Annotated in this window: 26 protein-coding genes; 19 read left to right on the top strand and 7 right to left on the bottom strand. The window is 54.3% G+C overall.

Annotation, left to right across the window (positions count from 1 at the left end; all coding sequences use genetic code 11):
* The first annotated feature begins 27 nt into the window (after nt 1-27).
* Nucleotides 28-1,434, top strand: a complete 1,407-nt coding sequence (locus KUO20_RS15170) for a Na+/H+ antiporter NhaC family protein (protein WP_235040664.1) — start codon at nt 28-30, stop codon at nt 1,432-1,434.
* Between the two features lie 76 nt (nt 1,435-1,510).
* Here the strand turns inward: KUO20_RS15170 and KUO20_RS15165 are convergent, their stop codons facing one another.
* Entirely contained in the window at nt 1,511-2,374 is an 864-nt protein-coding gene (locus KUO20_RS15165) for a sensor domain-containing diguanylate cyclase (RefSeq protein ID WP_235040663.1), read from the bottom strand.
* A gap of 375 nt (nt 2,375-2,749) precedes the next feature.
* Here KUO20_RS15165 and KUO20_RS15160 point away from each other — a divergent pair, with 375 nt between their 5' ends.
* Nucleotides 2,750-3,406 carry a hypothetical protein gene (locus KUO20_RS15160; RefSeq protein ID WP_235040662.1) on the top strand — a complete coding sequence of 219 codons (657 nt, stop codon included), beginning with the start codon at nt 2,750-2,752 and terminating at the stop codon, nt 3,404-3,406.
* Nucleotides 3,407-3,408: 2 nt separating this feature from the next.
* Here KUO20_RS15160 and mapR read toward each other — a convergent pair whose 3' ends face one another.
* A complete protein-coding gene (mapR, locus tag KUO20_RS15155) occupies nt 3,409-4,830 on the bottom strand; it encodes a GntR family transcriptional regulator MpaR (protein WP_235040661.1) in 1,422 nt (473 codons plus the stop codon).
* A gap of 171 nt (nt 4,831-5,001) precedes the next feature.
* Between mapR and KUO20_RS15150 the strand changes: the two genes are divergently transcribed.
* The 3 genes from KUO20_RS15150 (at nt 5,002) to KUO20_RS15140 (ending at nt 8,554) form a co-directional block, all read left to right on the top strand.
* Nucleotides 5,002-6,747: a sensor domain-containing protein gene (locus KUO20_RS15150; protein ID WP_235040660.1), complete on the top strand. Its 1,746-nt coding sequence runs from the start codon at nt 5,002-5,004 to the stop codon at nt 6,745-6,747.
* Between the two features lie 15 nt (nt 6,748-6,762).
* Nucleotides 6,763-7,569, top strand: a complete 807-nt coding sequence (locus KUO20_RS15145) for an alpha/beta fold hydrolase (protein WP_275415645.1) — start codon at nt 6,763-6,765, stop codon at nt 7,567-7,569.
* Nucleotides 7,570-7,657: 88 nt separating this feature from the next.
* Nucleotides 7,658-8,554: a LysR family transcriptional regulator gene (locus KUO20_RS15140; RefSeq protein WP_235040659.1), complete on the top strand. Its 897-nt coding sequence runs from the start codon at nt 7,658-7,660 to the stop codon at nt 8,552-8,554.
* Between the two features lie 12 nt (nt 8,555-8,566).
* Here the strand turns inward: KUO20_RS15140 and KUO20_RS15135 are convergent, their stop codons facing one another.
* Nucleotides 8,567-10,072, bottom strand: coding sequence for an AbgT family transporter (locus KUO20_RS15135; RefSeq protein WP_235040658.1), 1,506 nt, complete (start codon nt 10,070-10,072; stop codon nt 8,567-8,569).
* Between the two features lie 59 nt (nt 10,073-10,131).
* Nucleotides 10,132-11,301: a M20 metallopeptidase family protein gene (locus tag KUO20_RS15130; protein ID WP_235040657.1), complete on the bottom strand. Its 1,170-nt coding sequence runs from the start codon at nt 11,299-11,301 to the stop codon at nt 10,132-10,134.
* 360 nt (nt 11,302-11,661) lie between these two features.
* On the opposite strand from KUO20_RS15130, the gene phnC reads away from it, so the two are divergent.
* The 13 genes from phnC to phnP all read left to right on the top strand — a co-directional run bounded on the left by phnC (nt 11,662) and on the right by phnP (nt 22,661).
* Entirely contained in the window at nt 11,662-12,519 is an 858-nt protein-coding gene (gene phnC, locus KUO20_RS15125; protein WP_235040656.1) for a phosphonate ABC transporter ATP-binding protein, read from the top strand.
* A gap of 48 nt (nt 12,520-12,567) precedes the next feature.
* Nucleotides 12,568-13,608: a phosphonate ABC transporter substrate-binding protein gene (gene phnD, locus KUO20_RS15120; protein WP_235040655.1), complete on the top strand. Its 1,041-nt coding sequence runs from the start codon at nt 12,568-12,570 to the stop codon at nt 13,606-13,608.
* A 99-nt stretch (nt 13,609-13,707) separates the two neighbouring features.
* The gene (gene phnE / locus KUO20_RS15115) at nt 13,708-14,502 is read left to right on the top strand and encodes a phosphonate ABC transporter, permease protein PhnE (protein WP_235040654.1); all 795 of its coding nucleotides are present in this window, start codon (nt 13,708-13,710) and stop codon (nt 14,500-14,502) included.
* Nucleotides 14,503-14,573: 71 nt separating this feature from the next.
* The gene (gene phnF, locus KUO20_RS15110; protein WP_235040653.1) at nt 14,574-15,308 is read left to right on the top strand and encodes a phosphonate metabolism transcriptional regulator PhnF; all 735 of its coding nucleotides are present in this window, start codon (nt 14,574-14,576) and stop codon (nt 15,306-15,308) included.
* A 60-nt stretch (nt 15,309-15,368) separates the two neighbouring features.
* Complete coding sequence (phnG, locus tag KUO20_RS15105; protein ID WP_235040652.1) at nt 15,369-15,863, top strand: phosphonate C-P lyase system protein PhnG; 495 nt, start codon at nt 15,369-15,371, stop codon at nt 15,861-15,863.
* A 2-nt stretch (nt 15,864-15,865) separates the two neighbouring features.
* Nucleotides 15,866-16,600: a phosphonate C-P lyase system protein PhnH gene (gene phnH / locus KUO20_RS15100; RefSeq protein WP_235040651.1), complete on the top strand. Its 735-nt coding sequence runs from the start codon at nt 15,866-15,868 to the stop codon at nt 16,598-16,600.
* Nucleotides 16,600-17,703 (top strand): carbon-phosphorus lyase complex subunit, encoded by a 1,104-nt coding sequence (locus tag KUO20_RS15095; protein ID WP_235040650.1) that lies wholly within the window; start codon nt 16,600-16,602, stop codon nt 17,701-17,703. Before phnH ends, KUO20_RS15095 begins: the two co-directional genes overlap by 1 nt.
* Entirely contained in the window at nt 17,700-18,569 is an 870-nt protein-coding gene (locus KUO20_RS15090; RefSeq protein ID WP_235040649.1) for an alpha-D-ribose 1-methylphosphonate 5-phosphate C-P-lyase PhnJ, read from the top strand. The genes KUO20_RS15095 and KUO20_RS15090 overlap by 4 nt, the downstream gene beginning before the upstream one ends.
* Nucleotides 18,566-19,384, top strand: coding sequence for a phosphonate C-P lyase system protein PhnK (gene phnK, locus KUO20_RS15085; protein ID WP_235040648.1), 819 nt, complete (start codon nt 18,566-18,568; stop codon nt 19,382-19,384). The genes KUO20_RS15090 and phnK overlap by 4 nt, the downstream gene beginning before the upstream one ends.
* A gap of 40 nt (nt 19,385-19,424) precedes the next feature.
* Nucleotides 19,425-20,147: a phosphonate C-P lyase system protein PhnL gene (gene phnL / locus KUO20_RS15080; protein WP_235040647.1), complete on the top strand. Its 723-nt coding sequence runs from the start codon at nt 19,425-19,427 to the stop codon at nt 20,145-20,147.
* A 2-nt stretch (nt 20,148-20,149) separates the two neighbouring features.
* Nucleotides 20,150-21,298: an alpha-D-ribose 1-methylphosphonate 5-triphosphate diphosphatase gene (locus tag KUO20_RS15075; RefSeq protein ID WP_235040646.1), complete on the top strand. Its 1,149-nt coding sequence runs from the start codon at nt 20,150-20,152 to the stop codon at nt 21,296-21,298.
* The gene (gene phnN, locus KUO20_RS15070) at nt 21,298-21,852 is read left to right on the top strand and encodes a ribose 1,5-bisphosphokinase (protein ID WP_235040645.1); all 555 of its coding nucleotides are present in this window, start codon (nt 21,298-21,300) and stop codon (nt 21,850-21,852) included. The genes KUO20_RS15075 and phnN overlap by 1 nt, the downstream gene beginning before the upstream one ends.
* 23 nt (nt 21,853-21,875) lie before the next feature.
* Complete coding sequence (gene phnP, locus KUO20_RS15065) at nt 21,876-22,661, top strand: phosphonate metabolism protein PhnP (RefSeq protein WP_235040644.1); 786 nt, start codon at nt 21,876-21,878, stop codon at nt 22,659-22,661.
* Nucleotides 22,662-22,775: 114 nt separating this feature from the next.
* Here phnP and KUO20_RS15060 read toward each other — a convergent pair whose 3' ends face one another.
* Nucleotides 22,776-23,546, bottom strand: coding sequence for a fumarylacetoacetate hydrolase family protein (locus tag KUO20_RS15060; protein WP_235040643.1), 771 nt, complete (start codon nt 23,544-23,546; stop codon nt 22,776-22,778).
* Nucleotides 23,547-23,643: 97 nt separating this feature from the next.
* Nucleotides 23,644-24,000 carry an aspartate racemase/maleate isomerase family protein gene (locus KUO20_RS15055; protein ID WP_235042498.1) on the bottom strand — a complete coding sequence of 119 codons (357 nt, stop codon included), beginning with the start codon at nt 23,998-24,000 and terminating at the stop codon, nt 23,644-23,646.
* A gap of 353 nt (nt 24,001-24,353) precedes the next feature.
* On the opposite strand from KUO20_RS15055, the gene KUO20_RS15050 reads away from it, so the two are divergent.
* Nucleotides 24,354-24,749: an amidase family protein gene (locus tag KUO20_RS15050; protein WP_235040642.1), complete on the top strand. Its 396-nt coding sequence runs from the start codon at nt 24,354-24,356 to the stop codon at nt 24,747-24,749.
* Between the two features lie 60 nt (nt 24,750-24,809).
* Here the strand turns inward: KUO20_RS15050 and speB are convergent, their stop codons facing one another.
* A complete protein-coding gene (gene speB / locus KUO20_RS15045) occupies nt 24,810-25,712 on the bottom strand; it encodes an agmatinase (RefSeq protein WP_235042497.1) in 903 nt (300 codons plus the stop codon).
* Between the last annotated feature and the right edge of the window lie 92 nt (nt 25,713-25,804).

The raw sequence follows: 25,804 nt of genomic DNA, 5'->3' as shown, positions 1-25,804 counted from the left end.
CGTTTATTATAAAAAAGAGAGATTACAATGAATCCTCAAGAGCATATTGGGCTGTTGTCTATTCTGCCGGCGGCACTTGCGATTGTGCTGGCATTTGTCACGCGTAATACCGTTTTTTCATTGGCCGTCGCTTGTTTCGTTGGGGTAATCACCCTTGGCAATGGGTTGATGGGGTTTCCGACACTGTTAAAGGAAACGCTGGGCACGACGAGCTTCTCCTGGATATTGTTGCTAGAGCTATTCATCGGTACGGTGATCGCTTTTTTCCAGCGGACGGGGGCTATTCAAAACTTTACTGCTTGGGTGGAGCGCCGCGCCTTATCGCGCGTGAAGGTTCAGCTGATTGCCTGGGTCATGGGGATGTTTGTTTTCTTCAGTGACTATTTCAGCCCGCTGTTTGTCGGCAGCACGATGCGTGGCCTGACGGACCGCTACCGTATTTCCCGTGAAAAACTCGCTTACATCGCGGATTCAACTTCAGCCCCCGTGAGCGTTCTGATCCCGATCACCGGCTGGGCGGTATTTATCTCTGGGCTGCTGATCGGAATGGGCCCTATTGAGAATGCGGCGCAGGCAATGAGTGTGTTTCTCTATGCCATCCCCTTCAACCTTTATGCATTTCTTTCTGTGCTGGTGGTGGGGATGGTGATTGTTGGCGTTATTCCGCTTTTCGGACCAATGCGTGAAGCTGAGCGTCGGGCCCAAGAAGAAGGCAAGGTATTGCGTGATGGTGCTGAGCCGCTGGTGGGAGAGGAGCTAACCGATATTCCACCTTATGAAGGTGTGCGCACCAGCCTATTTTGGAACTTCTTCGCCCCGGTCATGGTGGTGATCGGTGTGGCGGTAGGGACGTTTATTGTGATGGATTCGGCCAAGACCATGGAAGCCTTCCTGGCGGCGTCGGTGTTCTTAGGGATTGTCATGCGCCTGCAGGGCATTCCTTTCAACGACATTATGAAAACCTCACTCTCCGGCATGAAGGGTGTCATGCCCGCGATCATCATCCTGGCGCTGGCCTATTCGCTGAATCACCTGTCAAAAGATATGGGCACGGCCAATTACATTGTTGAAGCAACCGCCGGTTGGCTGACGCCTGCGTTACTACCCGCCATGACATTTTTGATTGCCGCCGTCATTGCCTTTTCCACCGGCACATCATGGGGCACCTTTGCCATTATGATGCCGTTAGCCGTGCCTCTGGCCTTCAATTTCAGCGCAGATGCCATTACGCCATTGCTCTATGCCACCGTCGCCGCAGTCGCGGGCGGAGGTGTGTTTGGGGACCACTGCTCGCCGTTGTCGGACACATCGGTACTGGCTTCCACCGGCGCCGCTTCCGACCACATTGACCATATCAAGACGCAAATTCCCTTTGCTCTCGCTGTCGCCTTGGTGTCTCTGGTCGCGTATTTATTGATCGGCCTCATGCTGTGAGGCTTGTTTCATGCCGGAGTTAGCGCGCCGCAGGGCACAGTCGAAAAAGAGGAGTTATTAGTATTCCCTGCGGTGCTTATGTAGCGATCCAACGGTGCTTTTTAATCCGGTACATATGCGCATCTGCATAGCTGAGCAGAGTATCAGCATCGTTGCCATCGGCAGGGTAGCATGCCACGCCGATGCTGCAGGATGGCATCGCGAGTCCACCGAATTCAGCGCCCAGCGGTGCGCTCATCGCCATTGATATCTGATCTACTTTTCTCGCGACGGCATCCACTGATTCTATGTCGGTTAATAGAATCGTGAACTCATCGCCGCCCATTCGGGCGACAGTATCCATTTCGCGTAGGCAGCTTTCCAGCCGGCGAGCCACCGTGCACAGCACGCGATCACCCGCGGCATGACCATGAACATCATTGATCACTTTGAAGTCATTGATATCCAAAAACAGGAGTGCCAGTCCATTTTGGTGGCGTTGGGCCGCGCTCAGGCTTGAATTCAGTCGGTCGTAGAACAGTGACCGATTGGCTAGCTTTGTCAGCGGATCATGGTGAGCGAGAAAGCGTAACTCTGCCTCGGACTGTATTAGGGCCGATACGTCCCGCGCCACGCCAACACGCACTCTTTCTTCTTCATACCAACGAGCAGACCATAGGATATGCACGATCCCTTCATCCTTGCGGATATAGCGATTGCGAAAATCAATATGAGGCTGACCGCTCATAACACGTTGAATGGAGCTGTGGCTGGCCGCGAGATCATCCGGATGCATGTAGCCAGTGATCAGGGTGCCGATCAATTCATCGGCGCGATAGCCGAGCAGTGACTGACAGGCATCGCTGACAAAGACGATCATGTTGTCTTCATCGACGACAAAAACCGTGTCCAGCATCAGGTGAATCAGCTTGGGGTAGAGTGCTTGCAGGTCAGCGGGCATAGGTTGGCGTAGTCCGGTTTACATCTCGCGAGTATAGACCGCTCGTAAAGTGAGGCGATAAAAAATCGATTAAACGTTTAGGGAAAACGTGGGCCCAGTGATTCTATGAAACCGAGAGACAACGCCGGGAATTATTCTTATTCAGCTGCGTTGATCTGATCTGCCTTTATAGAGGCTTTCTGAGCCTGTACAGATCAAGGGTGTATAGTCATAGTTACCATGCATAGATATCGTGTCTGCATCTGCGCAAGTTAGGTTCATCATCGTCATCATTCGTACCTAGACGCTGAGTTCGTGGGGCCGGCAGGGAGCATGGTGTCGATGTAATGAAAGCAAATAGCGGTCAAGTTTTCGACTGTTCTTGATAGATAAGCAGTGAGTGGAGGACGTGTTTTGATCTATATCATTTTTGTCATTATTTTTGTGGGCGTGACGGCCGCTTTATACCAGGTGTATGACGTTAACCATAATATAAATGTCGGCAATGAAAAGAAATTATCGCGCGCGGATAAAGCCCGCTTAGCAGAGCTCTCTGCCAAAGTAAAAACGTCTTCAAGCGAGCATTCAGAGGCAGATTTCGACCAAGCCGCTGCGGCTGTTTTTGGCCCTGGCATTACGCGAAAAATGGCCTTGACAGCATTTAACGATGAGGAAGAAGGGCGCTATGCCATTCCTCTATTAAGGCGCAGGGAAAAATTGGTCTATAACGGCGATATTAAAGTAAAGCATCTATCGTTTTGGATAACGAAACTGCCTACGTTTGACGTGCGTGGCTTGCTGATAACGCTTGTTATTATTAACTGTTTTTTGGCACAGCTTTTAGGCGGGATGAGTATCTATACTATCCACTATAAATTTTCGGCGTCCGCATTTTTATGGCTTAATGAGCCGTTTTATCTAATGATTATTATTTATGTATTAATCTTTATGACGTTCTGTATTTCCAGGCTTGATATGTATATGAACGATATTTATCAAATTGGTAAGCTAAGTCGGTATGCGAACTCAGACGAGGGTGAAGTGCGCGTTTGATGTCACTCCAAACGCCGTTTGCTTTGTAATAGCTTTCCGAGAGTTTCCATTCCGCGCTCGCTACTGGCGGTCCAGGGGTGGCCGTAGCTCAGGCGTATGCAGTGGCGAAACTGCTGCGTCGCCGAGAAAATAGGGCCAGGCGCTATGCTAACGCCGTGATCAAGCGCCATGGTGAATAAACGCAGTGAATCAATATGCTCCGGAAACTCGACCCATAAAAAATAGCCGCCTGCAGGCCGCGTGATGCGGGTTTGAGCAGGAAAGTAGCGGTCTGCAGCGGCCAGCATACTGGCTTGCTGGGCTTCTAGTGCGTGGCGCAGCTTACGCAAATGGCGATCAAACCCGCCGTGCTGCAAATAATCGGCAATGGCTGCCTGTGCTGGAATAGACGGCGAAATGGTTGTCATCAGCTTTAGCCGTGAGATGGCTTTGGCATAGCGGCCACCCGCTACCCAGCCGACGCGATAGCCCGGCGCCAAGCACTTTGAAAAAGAGCTGCAGTGGATGACCAGCCCCTCATCATCAAAGGCTTTAACGGAAACGGGGGGCACACTGCCAAAATAAAGCTCCGCATAGACATCATCTTCTAACATCGGTACTTGATGCTGCTTTAACAGCTGATAAAGAATCCGCTTGCGCTCTTTGCTAAGGCTGGCGCCGAGTGGGTTTTGCAGATGGCTCATAAACCAGCAGGCTTTAATAGGGAGTGATTCCAACCGCTCTGCCAACACCTCAAGGTCGATGCCCTCTCGAGGGTGTACCGGAATCTCAACCGCTCTTAATTTCAGCCGTTCTAACACTTGCAGGGTGGCATAAAAAGCGGGCGATTCGACCGCGACAAGATCACCCGGCTGAGTTACGCACTGCAGGGCCAAATTGAGTGCTTCCATGGCGCCATTGGTAATAACCAGCTCTTCGATAGGTCGTTGAATGCCGCCCAGCATGTAGCGCAAGCCAATTTGGCGACGTAAGTCGGTATGCCCTGCGGTCATGTCAGCCACCAGCTGTTGTGGCGAAAGAGCGCGTAAGCCGCGCGTCATGCTAGTGCTTAACCGAGAAAGTGGAAAAAGCTCGGGGCTGGGGAACGCAGACCCAAAGGGCACCGTTTGTGTATCCTGCAGTGAATCGAGCACGGAGAATGCCAGTTCGCTGACTTCTACTTCCGCGGGGTCTGCGTATTGCAGCGTTACGCGTGGTTCATCCCACAAACGCTGCGCATGCTCGCGGACAAAATAGCCTGAACGTGCGCGAGCAGTGATCAGCCCTTGGTTTTCCAGTAAGTAGTAGGCCTGAAATACCGTCGATGGGCTAATGCCATGATGGCGACTGGCCTGGCGAACTGAAGGGATTCGCTCCCCAGGGCTTATCACTCCCTCGCGAATCAGCGCAGCTATCTCATCGGCAAATTGCTCATAACGTTTCATGGGGCAGGTCACCGTGGTTTTATTACTTGTTTAAATGCAGAGCTTATGGCTGTGTTGTTAATTGTATCAAATGGTTACGTTGTAAAAATAAAAATTAGGGTATTATTCAAGGCTATAAGACCGTTAAAGACGGTTACGTGTGAGTCATTTAGAGCTTATTGAAGGAAAGCTATGTATACAGCCGAGCTATTTCCTCTCGATAATTTTCCGGTGGGATGCATGGTCACCGATGATAAGCGACGCATTGTCTATACTAATCGCTATATGGAAGAGCAGTACGGTTATTCATCGGATGAACTGTTAGGTGCGGATCTGTTTGTTTTACTTAGTAAAGCCTCTCAAATTATGTACGACACTTATATCGTACCTATTTTAAGGCAAGACGGGCAGTGTGATGAAATTCGTTTGTCTTTAAGAATGCGATCTGCGCGCATGCAGCCTGTCGTGGTCAACATGCTTCGTGATAATAGCGGAAGCGGGCAGTTTTTTTGGAGCATTAGCAGCGCCAGTCGCTCCGATCAGCTGTTTGAAGAGCTGACGTCAACCAAAAAGCTTCTTGAGCAGAAAGTATCGTTGCTCCGTACGCGATCCGATATGGATTCATTGACAAATTTACCTAATCGCTCGGCTTTAACACGCCATCTTGATCAGAAAATTATGGATAGAAAGAGCGGCGGCGTTGCCTTTGCGCTGGCGTTTGTTGACCTCGATGGGTTTAAAGAGGTGAATGATCTTTATGGGCACTATATGGGCGACAAAGTCCTGCAGCTAGTAGCGAAGCGTTTAGTCAGCAACCTTAGAAGTGAGGACTTAATCGCTCGTTTTGGCGGAGATGAGTTTGTTATCTTTTTAAATGGTCAGTTTAGTGCCAGCTTGGTCGAGGAAACGCTTTCTCGATTTATAAATAAGCTTGCGGAGCCTTTTGAAATAGATTCGGTGCAGCTACAGCTTTCAGCCAGCATAGGCGTGACGCTTTATCCGCAGTCAAATGAGCTTGAGCCTGACCAGCTTATTCGCCAGGCCGACCAGGCGATGTATCAGGCTAAGCTTGCTGGCAAAAATCAGGTTTGCCTATTTAATAGCGACGATGAGGATATTCAAAAGGAAAAATATTCGGAGCTATCCGCGATTAGAACCGCTATGGATGCCGGCCAGTTTGAGCTTTACTACCAGCCTAAGGTCAACATGCGTACCGGTAAAATACTCGGGCTTGAAGCGCTTATACGTTGGAACCACCCTGAGGATGGGCTGAAGAACCCCATATCGTTCTTGCCGGTACTTAACAAGACATCGCTAGGCTTAGCGCTGGGGCGATGGGTTATCACCACTGCTCTGAGCCAACTGAAGGCGTGGCTTGAGCAGGGATTAGACGTGCATGTCAGTGTTAATATTGATGGCTACCACTTGCAGCATCCTCACTTTCTACGCGACCTGCGCTGGATATTTGCCGGTTTCCCAGGACTACCAAAGCATCGGTTTGAGCTTGAAGTACTTGAAACGAGCATCATTGAAGATGTGAAGTATGTGTACTCAGTGCTGACTGCCTGCCGGACAATGGGCATTCGAATCTCGTTGGATGACTTTGGCACGGGGTATTCATCGCTGAGCCATCTCAGGGATCTATCGGTAGATACGCTTAAAGTGGACCGCAGCTTTGTTAAAAACATGCTCATCAGTAGCGGTGATTTGGCCATTCTCAAAGGGGTTGTTGGCTTTGCTCGCGCGTTTGAGTGCGATGTAGTGGCTGAGGGCGTTGAGACACTGCAGCATGGTCAGCAACTCATTGAACTTGGCTTTGAGTGTGCCCAAGGCTATTACATTGCTTGTCCTATGCCCGCCCAGGCGTTTAGCGCGTGGGCTGATGCGTGGGAGCAGCACGAGTTTCGCCATAAATTTAAACGTATTGAGCTGTCATAAGGGAGTAACGCCAACGTGCTGACGAAAGAACGGATAATGGCGCGTAATAACGTCACTATTATGGGCTCTGGCGAACAAACATTGATGCTTGCCCATGGCTTTGGCTGCGATCAAAACATGTGGCAATATCTGACTCCAACATTAAAAGAACAGTACACGCTGGTTTTATTTGATTACGTGGGGTCTGGCAAATCGCATATTTCAGCCTTTAGCGAATCGCGCTATCGCACGCTAGAAGGCTACGCACGTGATGTTAATGATATCTGCACGGCCTTAGCGTTAGAGCAGGTGCATTTCGTCGGCCATTCGGTGGGCAGTACGATTGGCCTATTGGCAACGATTGCTCATCCCGAGCAGTTTGCCAGCCAAATCATGGTCTGCCCTTCGCCTTGCTTTTTGAATATGCCCCCAGACTATCATGGTGGCTTTGAGCGCGCCGATCTTGAAGAGCTGCTTGATCTGATGGATCGAAACTATCTGGGCTGGGCGAATTATCTCGCGCCGTTAGTCATGGGCGCAGACAGTTCACCGCAGCTGATTAACGAGCTTTCCAGCAGTTTTTGCTCAACCGATCCTCTGGTAGCCAAGATATTTGCTAGAGCTACTTTCTTTTCTGATTATCGCTATTTGTTGCCTCAATCAAAGCACCCCGCGCTGGTGCTTCAAAGCCAGCGCGACACGCTGGCAAACCCCACCGTCGGTGCTTATATACATGCCCACATGCCTAATAGTTCGTTACGGGAGGTGGCCACCGAAGGGCATTGTATTCACATAACGCACCCCGACCTGGTCGCTCAAGAAATTAAAGCATGGCTAAGTTAATGAGCGGGATGCTTAGGTTTTATTAACATGGATAGGGTGAGAGCTGCTTCTTGCATAATCGCTGCCTGCGTTACAACACGTGCATGCCATGAACATACTGGATAAACGCGCTTTCTATTTGCTAGAGGTCAGCAGCTGTGGCGGTATCCGCGCGGCGGCTGAGCATATGAATATCAACCCTTCCGTGGTGAGCCGTCAGGTGCGGGGCTTAGAACGAGAGCTTGGCATGGCGTTGCTGGAAAGGCAGGGGCGTCATGTCATGCTGACGGAAGCGGGACGGCTAGTGCTGGAAAGCTTTCTGGCCCAGCGACGCCTGAATGCTGAACTAAGTGATACGCTTTCCCGCTTACGCAACTTGCAGACGGGTAAAGTCGTAGTGTCAGTGGGCGACGGCTTTGTCGATAGCTTTATTAACCACGTGATGCGGCGTGTTTCCGAGCAATACCCTGAGGTGTTAATCGAAATTAAAACGGGCATCTACTATCCTCGCGAGCCGCATGAAATGGTAGCGACAGATGAGGTTGATATTGCCATTACCTATGGCCCTATTTCGGATCCTAGACTAGTTGTTCACTCCTTTGAGCGTGGGCCACTATGTGCGCTGGTGGCGCCTTTACATCCATTGGCTAGTCAGGCTGGCGTTACCGTGGCCGAGCTCTTGCAGCACAAGTTGATTTTCTTACCGGATGTATCAGGGTCGCAGAAGTTTGTTAGCGCGGTGCTTGGAGCCGCTGGGCAGCTAGCAACGCCCGCCTACCGCTGTAATTTGCACTCCGTCTCACGGCGCATGGCCAGCGCGGGCATAGGCGTATCATTTATGACTGCTGCTGCCGCCAGAAATGAGATAGAGGCGGGATTATTGAAAGCGATCCCCATTACGCACCCACTAGCGGCCAGCAGCCAGGGAAATCTCGTGCGTCGAGCCGGCAGAAGGCTTTCGCCCGCCGCCGACTATCTATGGAAGCTGATGATGACAATGCAATAATATCGGGTGCCGTTAGCTTGCCATCATGTAAACACCAGGGCCAATCGGCCATCCCATGGCGAGCCAGAACATCAGGAACGCCGACCAAGCAATTAAAAAGCCGAGTGCCATCGGCAGCATTGTGGCAATCAGTGTTCCCAGGCCCATATCAGGCTTGTAACGCTGCATATAGACCAGCGCGACAGAGAAGTATGGGCTCATTGGGGAAATGATGTTGGTGCTTGAATCGCCAATACGGAACATCGCCAATACAAAGGCTGGGTCAAAGTCGATCATCATCAGCATTGGGACGAAAACCGGTGCCATTAATGCCCACTGGGCCGAGCCACTGGTCATAAAGACGTTAAGTACCGCACTCATAGCAATAAACGCTCCGACCAAAGGCAGACCGGTAAAGCCGGTGCTTTGCAGGATATTAGAACCTTCAATGGCAATATATTGACCAAGTTCTGACCAGCGGAAGTAAGCAATAAATTGCGATATCGCAAAAAACAGTACCAGCGTCGGGGCTAGATCGCTGGCGGATTCTGCCATCCGCTGCGGCACGTCTCGGCTACTGGTGATTTTGCCTGTGGTGATGCCGTAGACCAAGCCAATCGTCACAAAATAGATAAACATCAGTGGCACCAGCGAGCGCAAGAAAGGCGACGGAATTAGACCGCCTTCTTCATTGCGCAGCGGCGACGCCTCAGGAACCACCGCAATAAGCACCAAAGCCAGATAAATTAGGGTGGCAAAACCGACACGTTTGAGCCCCTTTTTCTCCGCAGCGGTTAACTCCGGTTTGACGATGTCCGTTTTGAAGTTTTTGTCCATCGGTAGGGTGCGCTGAAGCCTTGGCTCCACTATTTTGTCGATGATTAATGTGCCAACGATAGCCAGCACGAAGACTGAGCAGGCAACGAAGTAGTAGTTATCGACCGGCGAAATATAGGCGTCGGGATCGACTAGGCGTGCCGCATCGGTGGTAATGCCCGCAAACAGCGCGTCTCCCACAGTGATGAACAGGCTGGCATCAAAGCCAGCGCCTGCGGCAGCGTAGGCCGCAGCGGCCCCGGCAATAGGATGACGGCCCACTGAGTAGTACAGCATGGCCGCCAGGGGGATCAGAATAAGATAGTTAGCATCGGATGCAATGCTGCCACAAATGCCCGCCAGAAATACGCAGAAGGTAAGCAGAGAAGGCGGTGCTTTGGCCACACTAGCCTGCATCAGGGTCGACATTAGGCCTACTTTATCCGCAAGGCCGATGCCGAACATGACTACCAGAATAAGTCCCAGCGGAGGGAAGTTTACAAAGTTACTGACCACGCTGGTCAGCATGAACTCGATTCCATCTGCAGAAAGCAGATTGCGAACGGCAACATTGTCGCCCGTTTGTGGATTGATGGCAGAAACACCAAACATCGCGAGAATGGCGGAGATAATCACCACAATGGCGGCCAGAATGGCAAACAGAATAAACGGATGTGGGAGTTTATTGCCCACCCGCTCAATAGAGGAAAGTACGCCTTGCATCGTTTTAGCCCTTATTGTTAAACGTTATTTTTTAATCTTAATGGATTGAAGGGAGGCCACTAACGCTGGGATAAAACGCTTTTTGCCAGGGCCACGAACATGCCGCCAGCGACCGGTAATATGTGATCATTGAAGTCATACTTTTCGTTGTGTAGATAAGCGCTGTCGCCGTTACCGACAAAGAAAAAGCAGCCGGGCACTTCCTGTAGATAAAATGCAAAGTCCTCTGCGCCCATGGTAGGCATGTAATCTAGCTGCTGAATATCGTCACTAACCGCATGCTCAGCGGCTATTGCCAGGACTCTTTCTGACCATTCTGGGTCGTTAACCAGCGGCGGAATTTGATGAAGATGCTCAATCTGGAAATGCGCACCGTGGGCTGCACATACACCCTGTATTACCTGCTCTAATTTGCCGGTCAGCGCCTCACGGGAAGAAGGGCGGTCACTGCGAATATTGATCAGCAGTTCAGCATGGCCGGGAATGACATTGGCGGCATCACCAGCGTGGAAAGACGCTACCGTAATCACGCCAGCTTCGAGCGGAGACTTATGGCGAGCCACCAATCCCTGTAACTGCTGTACCAGTGATGCGCCTACGTAAATAGGATCAACCGCCAAGTGTGGCATGGCGGCATGGCCGGAAACGCCCTTAATAATGACTTTGTAAGTGTCGTTACCGCCCATTGCCGAACCAGATTTGACGAATAGCTGGCCCGCTGGAAAACCAGGGCGATTATGGTAGCCAAACACGGCGGATACCTTGGGATTTTCCAGCACGCCTGCCTTGACCATTAAGTCTGCACCGTTACCGCCTTCCTCTCCTGGCTGGAACAGCAGCTTTATATAGCCGCATAGCTCATCGCGCATCGCCATAATGGCTTCGGCGGCAAGCAGTAGCGTGGCGGTGTGCCCGTCGTGGCCGCAGGCATGCATTAGACCGTCCCGCTGGGAGCAGTGATCAAAAGCGTTAGCTTCAAGAATAGGAAGAGCATCCATATCGGCTCGGAAAGCAATCACAGGGCCGTCTCGCCCAGTGTCCAGCTCAGCCATCACACCCGTGATAGCAATGCCCTCGGTGACCTTGTAACCAAGCGCACGAAGTTGTTTTGCAACGATCGTCGCGGTGTCGGTTTCCTGGAATTTAAGCTCAGGGTTTTGATGAAGTCTATGCCGCAGCGCGGTGGCATCTTGCAGCTGTTTTTCTGAGAAAACGTGTTTTGAAAGCATTGCCTGTTCCTGCCGTTATTAGCGTCATTATTTTAGAGGCTATAAGCTAAGCGACTTAGCGGGCAGGAAGTAGGGGCTAGCGTGACAAGTTTGTTGCTTTTTGAGCAACGGTTTAGCCACCTTCAACCTTTCCGTCGTCAGGATAGAAAACATAAAAAAATAAAATGACTGACTGATGGCAGATGAATGACAAAAACATTTCAATCGGAGCCAAGTAGTTGATATGTCGCTATGGGATCGCGGATGTTCACTCTGAAAAGGCCATACGGCTGCGAAAATTATCATCAAACTGACATTGTCTAGACAACTGACAGTCATCTTGCTCGCCCAGAATGACGCCATCCCCAGAGGAGAAGCGTCATGTCTATTTCTACTATTCACGTTGAAGGTTTAAACAAATCGTTCGGGCACCGCCAGGTGCTCGACGACGTTAGCTTTCGCGTTTCACCGGGCGAAATGGTTGCGTTGATTGGTCCATCCGGTTCGGGTAAGTCCACGCTATTGCGCCACCTGGTCGGCCTTACCTGCAGCAATCGGGCGCAGGGCGGGCGCGTCTCGTTGATGGATCGCGAAGTGCAGGCCAGTGGCCGCCTACGCCGTGCCGCTCGCATTGAGCGATGCCGCACCGGTTATATCTTCCAGCAGTTCAATTTGGTTGGCCGCCTAAGTGTGATGACCAACGTGCTGATCGGGCGGCTGGGAAGCATGTCTCGCTTGCGCGCCCTGTTGGGGCGATTCACCGCTGAGGAGCGCCAGCGCGCACGGGCCTGTCTGGCCCGCGTTGGCTTGGAAGATATAGTGGACCAGCGGGCCAACACGCTTTCCGGTGGACAGATGCAGCGAGTTGCGATTGCACGGGTGTTGATGCAAGACGCCGATTTGATCCTGGCCGATGAGCCGATTGCATCGCTTGACCCGCGCAGTGCTCGTGAAGTGATGGAAATTCTTAGCCGTATTCACGCTGAAGATGGCCGCACGGTCGTCGTCACTCTGCATCAAGTCGATATTGCGCGCCGCTACTGCCATCGCGCGATCGCGCTTAAGGATGGTCGCCTGTATTTCGATGGTCCCATTGGTGAACTCACCGACTCACGTCTGCAGGCCCTTTATGAAAATGCCGGTCTAGATGAACTTCGCGCTGGCGAAGCTTTAAGTGGAGAAGCGTTGCCCACTCATCGTCGAGGCGGGACTCCGCCAGCAGCGCCTGCGTTTGTTTAATGCCAGCGACCCCGTAGCAGATAACCCTATTACCTTGGAGAAGCACCCATGATCCTGGCCTCTGTTCGTCGTTTTACCTTGCCGTTAATCGCTGGATTTGGCCTTGTCGCCAGCGCCCAGCTTGCCGCTGCTGACACGCTCAAATTTGGCATTATTTCCACTGAGTCAAGCCAGAATCAGCAGCCGTTGTGGCAGCCGTTCCTGGACGACATGTCGGCAAGTCTTGGCATGGAGGTAGAGCCGTTTTTTGCCACCGATTACGCGGCGGTCATCCAGGCAATGCGGTTCGATCAAATTGACTTGGCTTGGTACGGCAATAAGTCGGCCATGGAAGCCGTAGACCGTGCTGGTGGCGAGGTGTTTGCTCAGACGATTCCGGAAAGTGGCCAGCCAGGCTACTGGAGTTTAATGATTGTGCATCAGGACAGCGATCTGCACAGCATCGACGACGTGCTGGCTAACGCCTCAGGTCTCGTGTTTGGTAATGGTGATCCAAATTCCACCTCGGGCTATTTAGTACCGGGTTACTACGTATTTGCTGAAAATGGCATTGATGCCTCCACGGCCTTTAAGCGCACCTTGAACTCCAGCCATGAGACTAACGCGCTTTCGGTGGCCAATCGCCAGGTTGATGTCGCCACCTTCAATAGCGAGGGTATGGAGCGCTTGGAGATCACCGCGCCCGAGAAAGCGGAGCAATTGCGCGTGGTCTGGAAATCGCCGTTGATTCCGTCAGACCCCTTGGTGTGGCGCACCAACCTGCCGGAAGAAACCAAAGAAAACCTGCGTAACTTCTTCTTTAACTATGGTGAAACTGATGCAGAACAGGCCATTTTAACGCCGCTGCAGTGGGATCACTTTGAAGCTTCCAATAACGACGCTCTGTTACCGATTCGCCAGCTTGCACTGTTCAAAAAGCGTGCGGACGTGGCCAATAACGACCGTTTGTCTGACGCCGATCGTGAAGCGCAGATAGCCGAGCTTGATGCTCAGTTGGAAGCCCTCAATGCACGTCTTCAAGCGTTAGAAGGCGCCATGCCTGAAGACGCAGAATCTGAAGATGTCCACGCAGTTGCCTCCGCTGGCTGACATAGCCATCCCGGTTCATACATATACATCACCTCAGTTCATATCTATACACCACCCAAGGCGGGGGAGCGCAGGCTGCTTACCCCGCCCGGAGCAACCATGAACACCCATACGTCTCAACGTCCACTCACAGTGCCTCGGCGGCGTAGCTGGCTCTCGCTAATGGGCTGGTTTGTGTTACTTAGCGTGTTGGTCTGGTCCTGGCAGGGTGCCGAGCTACGCCCCAGCTTACTGGTGACCAATGCGGGCAACATGGCCACTTTGGCAGGTGACTTCTTTCCGCCATCCTTCGGCAACCTTAGCCATTATATCGACCAGATGCTGGTGACCATTCAAATTGCTATTTGGGGCACGCTGCTGGCGATCATTGTGGCGGTGCCTTGCAGCTTGCTTTCTTCTGAAAATTTAGTGCCTTGGTGGGTGTATCAGCCAATGAGAAGGCTGATGGATGCCTGTCGTGCCATCAATGAACTGGTCTTTGCCATGCTGTTTGTAGTGGCCGTGGGCCTTGGTCCCTTTGCCGGCACGTTGGCGCTGTTTGTACACACTACCGGCGTGCTGGCAAAGCTATTTTCCGAGGCCGTAGAAGCCAGTGATGCAGGGCCAATGGAAGGTGTTCGAGTGACCGGCGCAGGGCGGATCGAAGAGATCATCTTTGGGCTGATTCCCCAAGTACTGCCGCTATGGATTTCGGTGAGTCTTTATCGCTTCGAGTCGAACATCCGTTCTGCCACGGTACTTGGCATGGTCGGTGGGGGCGGTATCGGCGTGGCGTTATGGGAAACCATGCGCGGATTTCAGTACGCCGAAACCGCCACCATCATTCTGGTGATTATTGTGGCCGTCACGGTGCTGGATATGGCATCTCAGCGCCTGCGTAAGCGCTTTATCTAGTTCTTAAAAAGGTGATGGGCTCGCCGGTAGCACGTCAGCCACTGCGGGATGGGTTTATAGCAGGAGTGAAAATGTCTAGACAACTGATGCAGGGTAGCCGTGAAGAGTTCCGCGAGCCGCGCTACCGCCAGTTAGCCAGCATTCTGGCACAAGAGGTGCGTAGCCAGCATAGCGCCGGCGACCAGTTGCCGGGCGAAGTGGCGCTGGCTAAGCGCTTTGACGTCAATCGCCACACCGTGCGGCGCGCATTGGATGAGCTAGTCGCCGCAGGCATGGTGACACGCCATCAGGGCTGGGGCACCCAGGTTGTGGACCGGCGGCTGGATTACACGGTCAGCGCCGGTAGCAAGGTGACCCACAACCTGGCAGAGATGGGGTTAAACACCGAGACCCGTTGTTTAGAGCAAGGCTTGCAGCGGCCACCCGAGGCCATCGCCCAACGCTTCAAGTTGGCCGATGACGAGCGTCTGATCTGCGTGGATACACTGCGGCTGGTGGATAGTTCGCCGCTGCTGCGCTTACGCCACTGGTTTGATGCCGCGCGAGTGTCTGATTGGTGCGATCGCTATCGCGGTGGTTCAACTCGGGCATTACTTGGCCAGCACTACGGCCTGCGGCTAACCCGCGCCAGGGTGCGTTTAGAAGCATGCCAGGCCGACCGTCACGATAGCCGTTTATTGCAATGCGCACAGCTCGCCCCGCTGCTGGTGTTGACCAGCGACAACGTTGATGAAGACCAACGGTTGGTGGAGGTTTCTGTCAGCCGTGCCAGGGCTGACCGTGTTTCTTATCACTTTGATTTTTAAATTTAAATTTAACGTTAGCAATGTATTGGTTGCAGCCAATCATGACAACGATGAGGAATCATGATGACGCCTGAACGTATGTCGACAGACCGTATATCTCCAGACCCTCTATCTCCAGAGCAGCGCCATCGGATTCTCGCGCTGACGCCCTTCAAGCGCCTTAGCCAGGGCTGGGCAACGCTTGGCATTCATGTTGAGCACCGCTGCGTGCGCGGGCCAGAGACCGGCATGGTCATGGTGCGCGGGCGCATGGGGGGCTCCGGCAACGCGTTTAATCTCGGCGAAATGACCCTTACGCGAGTCAGTGTGGCGCTAGACGATGGCACGCCCGGCGGAGGTGACTTAGGTCACGGCTGGGTAGCCGGGCGTAGCCGTGAGCACGCCGAGTTAATCGCGTTGATTGATGCCTGCGCTCGCAAGGCGCACTGGGCGCGCCGCATTGATGCAGAACTGATTGAGCCACTGACCCAGGCGCTAGCCGATGAACGTACGCAGCTCTCGCAGACCGCCGAGGCGACCCGGGTCGATTTCTTCACCATGGTACGGGGGGAGTAACCATGCACGATAGTTCAACAGGTGCTGTGTCGCACAACCAACAGTCCACTGTGCCAAGACCACATGATTGGCCCGCTCTGGATGACGCTGTTCACCACGGGCAGCGCTTGTTCCGCCAATTGCTAAGCGCCATGGCCGAACCAGGCACCATTGCAGAGGTTGGCCTTGCGCCACTGCCAAGCGGTGTTGCTCTTTCGCGCGCTGCCTGGGGGGCGATGCTGGCTCTGTGTGATTTGGATACCCGCGTGTGGATTGCCCCTGAGTTGAACCGTGACGGTTTGGCAGAAGCGATCGGGTTTCATACCGGCGCATGCATAGTGACACAGGCCGACCAAGCTGATTTCGCATTACTAACGCCACAGAGTTGCCAGAAGCTGCCGGGCTTTGCCGAAGGCAGCGATAGCTATCCGGATCGCAGCACAACCTTGGTAGTGGTACTAGAGGCACTAAGCAGCACTGACTATCAGGGCATCCATCACAATATCCACCACGATATTAATAACGCGGGTCGCTGGCGCTTGAGTGGGCCCGGCATTCTGGAGACCAAAGTGCTTACGCTTGATGCCTGCGCCGAGGCGCTAATGATGCGACTAAGCGCTAATCGTAAAAGCTTCCCGTGTGGATCAGACGCTATTTTGACTTGCGCAGGTCGCCTGATTGCTATCCCGCGTAGCACTCGCATTGCGCACATTTCAGCCATTGCCTCGACGCCCACCGCCACGCAGGAGAGTACCTAATGTACGTTGCTGTTAAAGGGGGAGAACAGGCTATCGCCAACGCCCACCGTTGGATGGCCGACCGCCGCCGCGGTGACCGTGCCCAGCCTGAACTTAAGGTTGAGCAGGTATGCGATCAGTTAGGGCTTGCCGTTGACCGAGTGATGGCCGAAGCCTCGCTGCACGACCCAGCACTCGCTGCATTGGCATTGAAACAGGCTAGCGGTGACCTGACCGAAGCGGTCTTTCTGTTACGTGCCTATCGCACCACGCTGCCCAGGCTTGCCGACAGCGTACCGCTCAACACCGCCGATATGCTCGTCGAACGCCGTATTAGCGCGGCTTTCAAAGATGTGCCGGGTGGCCAAGTGCTGGGGCCAACCTATGACTATACTCATCGCCTGCTCGATTTCATGCTGCTGGCAGAAGGCGAAACGCCAGCGCCAGAGCGCGCCGAGGCAGGACTTGAAGCCTGCCCACAGATTCTTGATGCCCTTGACGCCGAAGGACTGATTGAGCAGGAAGTCGACGATGGCGCCGCACCCTATGACATTACACGCGACCCGCCCGACTTCCCGGTAGACCGTGCTACCCGCTTACAAATGCTGGCCCGCGGCGATGAAGGGTATTTGCTGGCGCTGGGCTACTCGACCCAACGCGGCTATGGCCGCAACCACCCGTTTGCCGGTGAGATTCGCCAAGGCACCGTTGAAGTAGAGATCGAGGTGGAAGGCTTTGATGGCCCGTTATGTATCGGTGAAATCGTGCTCAGCGAGTGCCAGATGATCAATCAGTTTAGCGGCAGCCGCGAAAAAGCTCCGCAGTTTACCCGCGGCTATGGGCTGGCCTTTGGGCGCAACGAACGTAAGACCATGGCCATGGCGCTGGTGGACCGTGCGCTGCGCGCTGAAGAGCTCGGTGAGCCGGTGCAAGGCCCGGCCCAGCAGGCTGAGTTTGTACTGGCTCACGCTGATAACGTCGAAGCCTCCGGCTTTGTTTCCCACTTGAAGCTGCCGCACTACGTCGACTTTCAATCGGAACTAGAGCTACTGCGTCGCTTGCGCCGTGAGTACGTTGCCCGCGAGTCCGCCGTCTCTCAGCCTTCACAGGAGCGTCCGGTATGAACGCCACTATCGATGATCAGGCCGGTAATGCCTATGGCGGCTACAACTTCGCCTATTTAGACGAGCAGACCAAGCGCATGATCCGCCGCGCGCTGCTCAAAGCGGTCGCTATCCCCGGTTATCAGGTGCCTTTTGGCGGCCGTGAGATGCCTATGCCCTACGGTTGGGGCACAGGTGGTATGCAGCTTACCGCTAGCATTCTGGGGGCTGATGACGTTCTTAAAGTGATCGACCAAGGCGCTGATGACACCACCAACGCGGTCAGTATTCGCAGCTTTTTTGAACGCGTGGCCGGGGTAGAAACCACCACGCGCACTGGCGCGGCGAGCGTGATTCAAACCCGCCACCGCATTCCTGAAAGGCCGTTGACTAAAAACCAAATTCTAGTGTTTCAGGTGCCCATTCCCGAGCCGCTGCGTTTTATTGAGCCAAGTGAAGAGGAAACCCGGGTGATGCATGCCCTGGAAGAGTATGGGGTTATGCACGTCAAGCTGTACGAAGACATCGCCCGTCACGGCCATATCGCCACGACCTACGCCTACCCGGTCAAGGTGGATGATCGCTATGTGATGGACCCGTCACCCATTCCCAAATTTGATAACCCTAAACTTGATATGAATGAGGCTCTTATGTTGTTCGGCGCTGGCCGCGAAAAGCGCCTGTATGCGATTCCGCCGTACACCCGTGTCAAAAGCCTGGATTTTGAGGATCACCCGTTCGAGATACAGGTGTGGGATGAGCCGTGCGCCTTGTGTGGGGCCACCGATAGCTACCTCGACGAGGTTATTACCGATGATCAAGGAGGACGCATGTTTGTTTGCTCCGACACTGATTACTGCCAGGACCGCCGCGAGGAGGGGGTATGAAACGCCCACAGCTTACGCTCCCCGCGCTGCTTGAAGCGCGCAATATCACTCGTTTGTATGGCCCCAATCAGGGTTGCCAAGACATCGACTTTACGCTGCATCAAGGCGAAGTGCTGGGCATCGTGGGTGAATCAGGCTCGGGCAAATCGACCCTGTTGCGCGTACTGTCAGGGCTGGAAAAACCTGACCACGGGCAGGTGGTTTACCACAGCACGAAGCACACCAGTGCGGTGACCGGAGAGGCCGGCGATCAACTCGATTTATACGCGATTAGCGAGGCTCGTAGACGGGCGCTGCTGCGCATGGAGTGGGGGCTAGTGCATCAGAACCCGCGTGATGGATTGCGCCTTGGTGTATCCGCTGGGGCCAACGTAGGCGAGCGCTTAATGGCGCTTGGCCAGCGCCACTACGGCAACCTGCGGGCGGCCGGCCAAGACTGGATGGCCCGGGTGGAGCTTGACCCGCAGCGCATTGATGATGCGCCGCGTACTTTTTCTGGCGGCATGCAGCAGCGCCTGCAAATTGCCCGCACGCTCGTCACGCAGCCGCGCTTGGTATTTATGGATGAGCCGACCGGCGGGCTTGATGTCTCGGTTCAGGCGCGTCTGCTGGATATGTTGCGCACGCTAACCCGTGAGCTGGGCCTGTCGGTCATTCTGGTCACCCATGATCTAGCGGTCGCGCGTTTGTTAGCCCACCGGCTGATGGTTATGCGCCAAGGCCGAGTGGTGGAAGCTGGGTTAACCGACCAAATCCTTGACGATCCACAGCATGACTACACCCAACTGTTGGTGTCATCGGTGTTGACACCATGAGCCGTGTTAATTCCCAGGATTCCATCGCGAGGAGCCCGCTATGACAGCGACCAGCCAACCTTTTCTAAGCGCCTCGGCGCTTGATAAGACCTTTGTGCTGCACGCCCAAGGTGGGCAGCAGCTAGCCGTTATGCGCGGCCTCGACGTGAGCTTAGCGCCAGGCAAGTGCGTGGTACTGGCCGGGCGCAGCGGCATTGGTAAAAGTACCTTGCTGAAGATGATTAACGGTAACTACCGCGTCTCTGGCGGCCGCTTGACGCTGCACTTTGACGATGGCGATCTAGAGCTTGGCGACTTGCCCGCCCAGGCGTGGCATGTACTGCGCCGTGATGTGATTGGGTATGTCAGTCAGTTTTTGCGCGTGGTGCCACGGGTGTCGGCGCGTGAAGTAGTAATGGAGCCGCTACTGTCTCGAGGCTGCGAGCTAAGCGAGGCACACCAGCGCGCCGAGACCTTGCTCGCCAGGCTCAACCTGCCGGAACGGCTATGGAGCTTAGCCCCCGGCACCTTCTCTGGTGGTGAGCAGCAGCGCGTTAATATCGCCCGAGGTTTTATCGCTGAGCATCCCTTGTTGTTATTGGACGAGCCCACTGCCTCATTGGATAGCGTCAACCGCGATGTGGTGGTTGAACTGATTCATCAAGCCAAAAGGCGTGGCACCGCAATGCTAGGCATTTTCCACGATGAAGACGTGCGTGAACGCGTCGCCGACAGCCTGCTGCCGCTGGAAGGGCACATGCTGAGCGCTACCCAGGAGCCGTAGTGATGAGTACCCATAACCAGATTCTGACCAATGCCCGCTTGGTGCTCGATAACGAGGTCGTACACGGCAGCCTTGTGCTGAAAGATGGGCTGATTGATGCCGTGGAACGCAGGTCTATCACGCTACCGGGGACGATTGATTGCGAAGGCGATCTGCTGATGCCTGGGCTGATTGAACTGCATACGGACAATATGGAAAAGTACTTTCAGCCCCGGCCCAGGGTGTCGTGGCCATCACGCTCAGCCGCGTTGGCGCATGATGCTCAGATGGCCGCAAGTGGTATCACCACGGTGTTTGATGCGGTCTCTATCGGTGATGTGGATGACCAAGGTATGCGCCAGAATGCGCTGCACCAAATGGTCGAGGCGCTGGCCGAGATCAATCGCAGCGGCATGGCGCGTGTTGACCACCGTTTGCACCTGCGCTGTGAGGTGTGCCACCCGGATACGCTGGCGCGTTTTCAGTCGCTGGCAGACCTGCCAGAGCTTGGGCTGGTCTCGCTGATGGACCACTCGCCAGGGCAGCGTCAATTTGTCAGCCTTGATGCTTACCGGGTGTATTACAAAGGCAAGCACGGTTTCGATGATGCCAGCCTTGACGCGTTTATTGAACGCCAGCAAGACTTTAGTGCGCAGTACTCAAGCGCCTATCGCCAAGCGATTTCCCAGGCCTGCCACGCGCGTGGCCTAGCACTTGCCAGCCACGACGATGCTACCGTTGAACATGTGGCCGAAAGCCTGGAATATGGCACCAAGGTAGCCGAATTCCCCACCACGCTGGCCGCTGCCACGGCCTCTCACCGGCACGGTATGGCGGTGATGATGGGTGCCCCTAATGTGGTACGCGGTGGCTCCCACTCCGGCAATATCGCCGCGAGTGAGCTGGTGCGCCATGGCGTACTCGATATCCTCTCTTCGGACTACTACCCGGCGGCGTTGCTAGATGCGGTCTTCCAGGTTGCCGCCATGGAAGGCGGCTATGACTTACCTCGTGCGGTGGCCTGCGCGGCACGCCACCCCGCTGAAGCGGTCGGACTTCATGATCGGGGCCGTATAGGTGAAGGACTGCGAGCCGATCTTATTCGGGTGCGGGAAATTGAAGGCTATCCATTGGTGCAGCGCGTATGGTGCGCCGGAAAACAGGTGCACTGATGGGGCGTTTAATCTACCTGATCGGCGCTAGTGGGGTAGGCAAAGATAGCCTGCTGCAGGCTGCACGTCGCGCGCACCCCGAGTGGCTGATTGCTCATCGCTACCTCACGCGGGAAAGTGGTGTGGATGAAGGCTGCATTGCGCTTAGTGACGCTGAGTTTGCGGTGCGCCGCGAAGCCGGGCTGCTGTGTCTCGACTGGCATGCCCACAACCTGAACTATGGCATTGGGGTTGAGGTGGAGGCGTGGCTAGCCAGTGGCACCACGGTGCTGCTTAACGGTAGCCGGCGCGCCTTACCAAAAGCACAACAGCGGTTTGGTAACGCCCTGGTGCCGGTGCTGGTCATCGCGCCTGCTGATGTGCTGCGGCGTAGGCTAGTCGCACGGGGGCGTGAATCGCCAGAGGACATTGAGCGCCGACTTGAGCGCCACCGCGAAGTAGAACGCGAGCTGAAAGAGTCCTTTCCGGGGCTTGCAAGAGTCGATAACGGTGGAAAGCTGAGCGACAGTTTAGCGGCCTTAACGGCGGTGATTGAGGAGTGTTCCACGTGCTAGAACCACAGCGGGAGAGCTGAGCGATGGAGTTTCAATTTATCGGCACGGGTGACAGCGCCCAGGTGCCCTGTTTTGGCTGCGGTTGTGCGGCCTGCACACGGGCACGAGTGTTTACTAGCCTGCAGCGAGGGCCTTGTTGCGCCGAGGTACGCGTGGATGGAAAGCGCTACCTACTCGATGCGGGCCGTATGGACTTGGCCCATAGCTGTGATATAGAGCGCCCCGCCGCTTTTTTAATTACTCACTATCATGCTGACCACGTGCAGGGGTTATTCCACCTGCGCTGGGGCAGTGGCGAATCGATTCCGGTTTACGGGCCAAAAGATCCCCAAGGATGTGCCGACCTTTATCGCAATTCAGGTGTGCTGGATTTTCAGCCCGGTTTAAAGCCGTTTAAGCCGCTCACATTGGAAAGTTTGACGGTAACGCCGGTGCCGCTCAATCACTCAAAACCCACGCTGGGCTATTGCCTAGACGATGGCGGAACGCGGTTAGCGTATCTTACGGATACGTTCGGCTTGCCTGTAGAAACTGAGCGTTTTTTGCGCAGTTGGGGGCCGGATGTCGTGGTACTTGATGCTTGCCACCCGGCGTCTTACGCAACGCCACGAAACCACAACACCATTACCCAGGCACTCGATATCATCACCCGCCTTAACCCGCCGCAAGCGTATCTGACCCATATTGGTCATGACCTTGATGCCGAGTGTTTAGTAACCCCGCCGTGCCTACCCCCCAAAGTACGTATGGCCCAGGATGGCGAGGTGTGGGAGACAAAGCCTACACTACAGAGAAGTACGGCCTATTGATGCACTTTCCCAGGCCGCTAGAATCTTATGTTGCTCTGGTCTTTTATGATGTTCTTATGAATCGACCCGGGTTTCGTAGAGACTTCTAGGCCTTAATATTCTGGTAGAGGATGACTACTTGGAAAACACACACCTAGCCTCGCCAATGCCTGAAAAACTCACCACGATAGTGTCTCCTGGCTTGGCTTCATAGATCCCTAGCCAAGCGCCGGTAGTGATCCAATCGCCTGCCGCTAGGCCAGAACCAACCTGCTTCTCTGCATGATTGGCAAGCCACGGTAAAAGCGCGAGTGGATCATTAAGCGGATGAGCGCTTTGCTTTTCTTGCAGCGTGGTTCCGTTAACCGACAGGCTGGCCGTGGAATGAGCAAACTGTGGTTGCCAACCCTCTGCTAAGCCGCTACCCAGGACTAGACAGCGGTTCATCTGTTGATCGGCTAATAAGAAGTGGGGTGGAAGTTGCGGCCAGCCGATTGCCCTTACATCGCATAGTTCGATAGCAACAACGACGTGGCCTATCGCCTCTTGCGCCTCTTGTCGGGTGCTTCCTGCCCATAGCGGCGCCTTTAGCTGAACGGCGAGCTCCGCCTCTATGCCCAGCATGTTATGAGCCGTGGAGGTGTCAAATGTGAAGGGTGAGCTTACGGTATGGGCATCAGCAATAGGCGTAGCCGCAGATAGTTCGCGATTTCCACCAACCTTCCATGCTGTCGGCCTTTGCCCATCGAAAAAATTAAGTTGGGCGGCCACCTGCTGTTGTATCAGGTAGGCTTCCTCGCTACTTTGCGGTGCTAGCTGATGTGCTTGTTTATTAGAGAGCGATTGTCCGGTTGTCCAGGCGTTACAGAGTGCTTTGGCGAGGAGGTGCGTCGCTAATCGATTCATTTAATAACCTCCGCGTTATGCTTGAGTTGAACAGGGTCGGGTTTGGCGCATGCTACAAACTGACCAGTATGTTTTGATCGCACGGCCTTGAAGAGCGTTAACGGCTTTGTGTGAAGAGCTGCCCCCACCCACGTAACGACTGTGGATCAACCTCGATCATGCGCAGTATTTTCCATATTACGGTGGCGGTTGTGTCAAATATCGGAATGCCGTGCTCGCGCTCCCAGCGTGATACTACCTGAGCCGCATGCAGGTTAGTGCAATAGGTGGCGATAGCTTGAGGTGCGGCTTTCGCCACGTTGCGAACTTGGCTATCAAGCGTTGATTCACTCACTTCGGCAAATGAAAAATTGTCGCTAATGCTGAGATGATCCTCGGCAATACAGGTAACGCCGATTGAGCGATAGTTTTTGATGATTTTGTTCTGTACATCACTAACGTAGGGAGAGACCAGTCCCAGGCGTTCAACGCCGTCTATTGATAGCCGCTCGTTGAGTGCCAGTTTGAAGGAAGTGATTGCTTAGATCGACGCTCTCAGGTGCTCAAGCTTTCTCGCGATAGAAAACTTACGCGCTTGTTATGCATTACTTCGCTGGATGGTCAGCCGGTGGATCCTCAGATTCGACAGCAGGTAGAGGCAGCCGCAGACCGCTTTGAGCAGTTTGGCATGCGCGTAGAACGAACAGATTTCCCTCTCGATTTAGCATCGCTCAATGAAGCTTGGAGTGACATCGGTAAGATTGGCTTGGCGCAGTTAGCGCTGACGAACCTGACTGGATCGCACAGGCGTCGTCTAAATACCGTGAGATGGCTGAGGCGGGCGCTAGCCTGCTATCAACCAAACTCTGGCAGCTGCTTAACGTTATTGATGAGCTTAGAAATCAAGTGGATGGTTTGTTTACGCGTACCGATGTTGTGCTGATGCCGAGCATTGCGGCGTTGTCATGGCCCGCTGATGAACCCTATCCGCCCATGATCGATGGTCAGCCAGTTGGCCCCCGTGGCCATGCGATTTTCACCGGCTGGGTGAATGCTGCCGGCAATCCAGCGATCAGCCTACCTACGGGGCTATCCCGTGAAGGTCTGCCAATCGGTTTGCAGCTTATCGGGCCCTGGCAGGCGGACCACCTGCTGCTGGCGCTGGCCGCACGTTATCAGGATGACCATCCCTGGCAGCATAACTATAGGGCCATCTGGCAGTGAGCAATCAATTGGCTTGATGCTTGGCGCTGTTAATAACGGCTAAGCATCATGAGTAACGTTTCAAACGCCCTTAGACGCCGCTAACGTATACAAAAACTCCAGCCCCAGCGTGGCGGCGGCCAATGAGGTGATGTCGCCGTGGTCATAGGCGGGGTTGACCTCCACCACGTCCATGCCGATTAAATCCATACCGACCATGCCGCGGATGACTTTCAACATTAAGTCAGTCGACATGCCGCCGCAAACGGGCGTGCCGGTGCCGGGTGCGTAAGCCGGGTCGAGTCCATCAATGTCCAGGCTAACGTAGGCCGGGTGATGGCCAACGCGGGCGCGGATACGTTCCAGCACCGCAGCGGGGCCGTGGTCGTTGACCCAGTCAGCGTCCAGCACTTCATAAGGATGGTTGCTGCGGTCGTAGCTGGTGCGGATGCCAATTTGCAGCGAGTGCTCAGGCACGACCAGGCCTTCTTTCAGGGCATGGTGAAAAATGGTCCCGTGATCAAAGCGCGTGCCTTGCTCGTAAGTGTCAGTGTGAGCATCGAAATGAATAAGTGCTAACGGGCCGTGTACCCGCGCATGGGCGCGCAGCAGCGGCAGGCTAATGTAATGATCGCCGCCGAGCGTCAGCATTTTTTTACCTGCGCTTAGCCAGCGGTGGGCATGCTTTTCCAGATTGTCTACCAGGCTCTCGGGCTCGCCATACGCATAGTCAACGTTGCCGGCATCGCACACGCTTAAGCGTTCTTCTAGCGCAAAGTCCCAGGGCCAGCGTTTGCCTTCCCAGATTAAATTAGCGGTACTTTGACGAATAGCATTTGGCCCCATGCGGGTGCCGGCACGGCCCGAACAGGCAAGGTCAAAAGGCACGCCACTCACCACGACATCGGCGTCGGTTGCCTTGGGGTCCGTTGCTTTTGCGACACCCATAAAAGTAGAAATCACATCGCCATAAAGGCTGGGCATCGTTTGTGCAGGCATTGCGTGGTGGTGAGTCACCGGTGTGCTTCTCCTTATGTGCAGGAACTTTCTGATGGTCGCGAATGGGGCAGACGATA

The organism is Vreelandella profundi (assembly GCF_019722725.1).
GTDB classification, from domain to species: domain Bacteria; phylum Pseudomonadota; class Gammaproteobacteria; order Pseudomonadales; family Halomonadaceae; genus Vreelandella; species Vreelandella profundi.
Note: the sequence above shows the minus strand (reverse complement) of the source record. Positions and strands in the feature narration are given on the sequence as shown.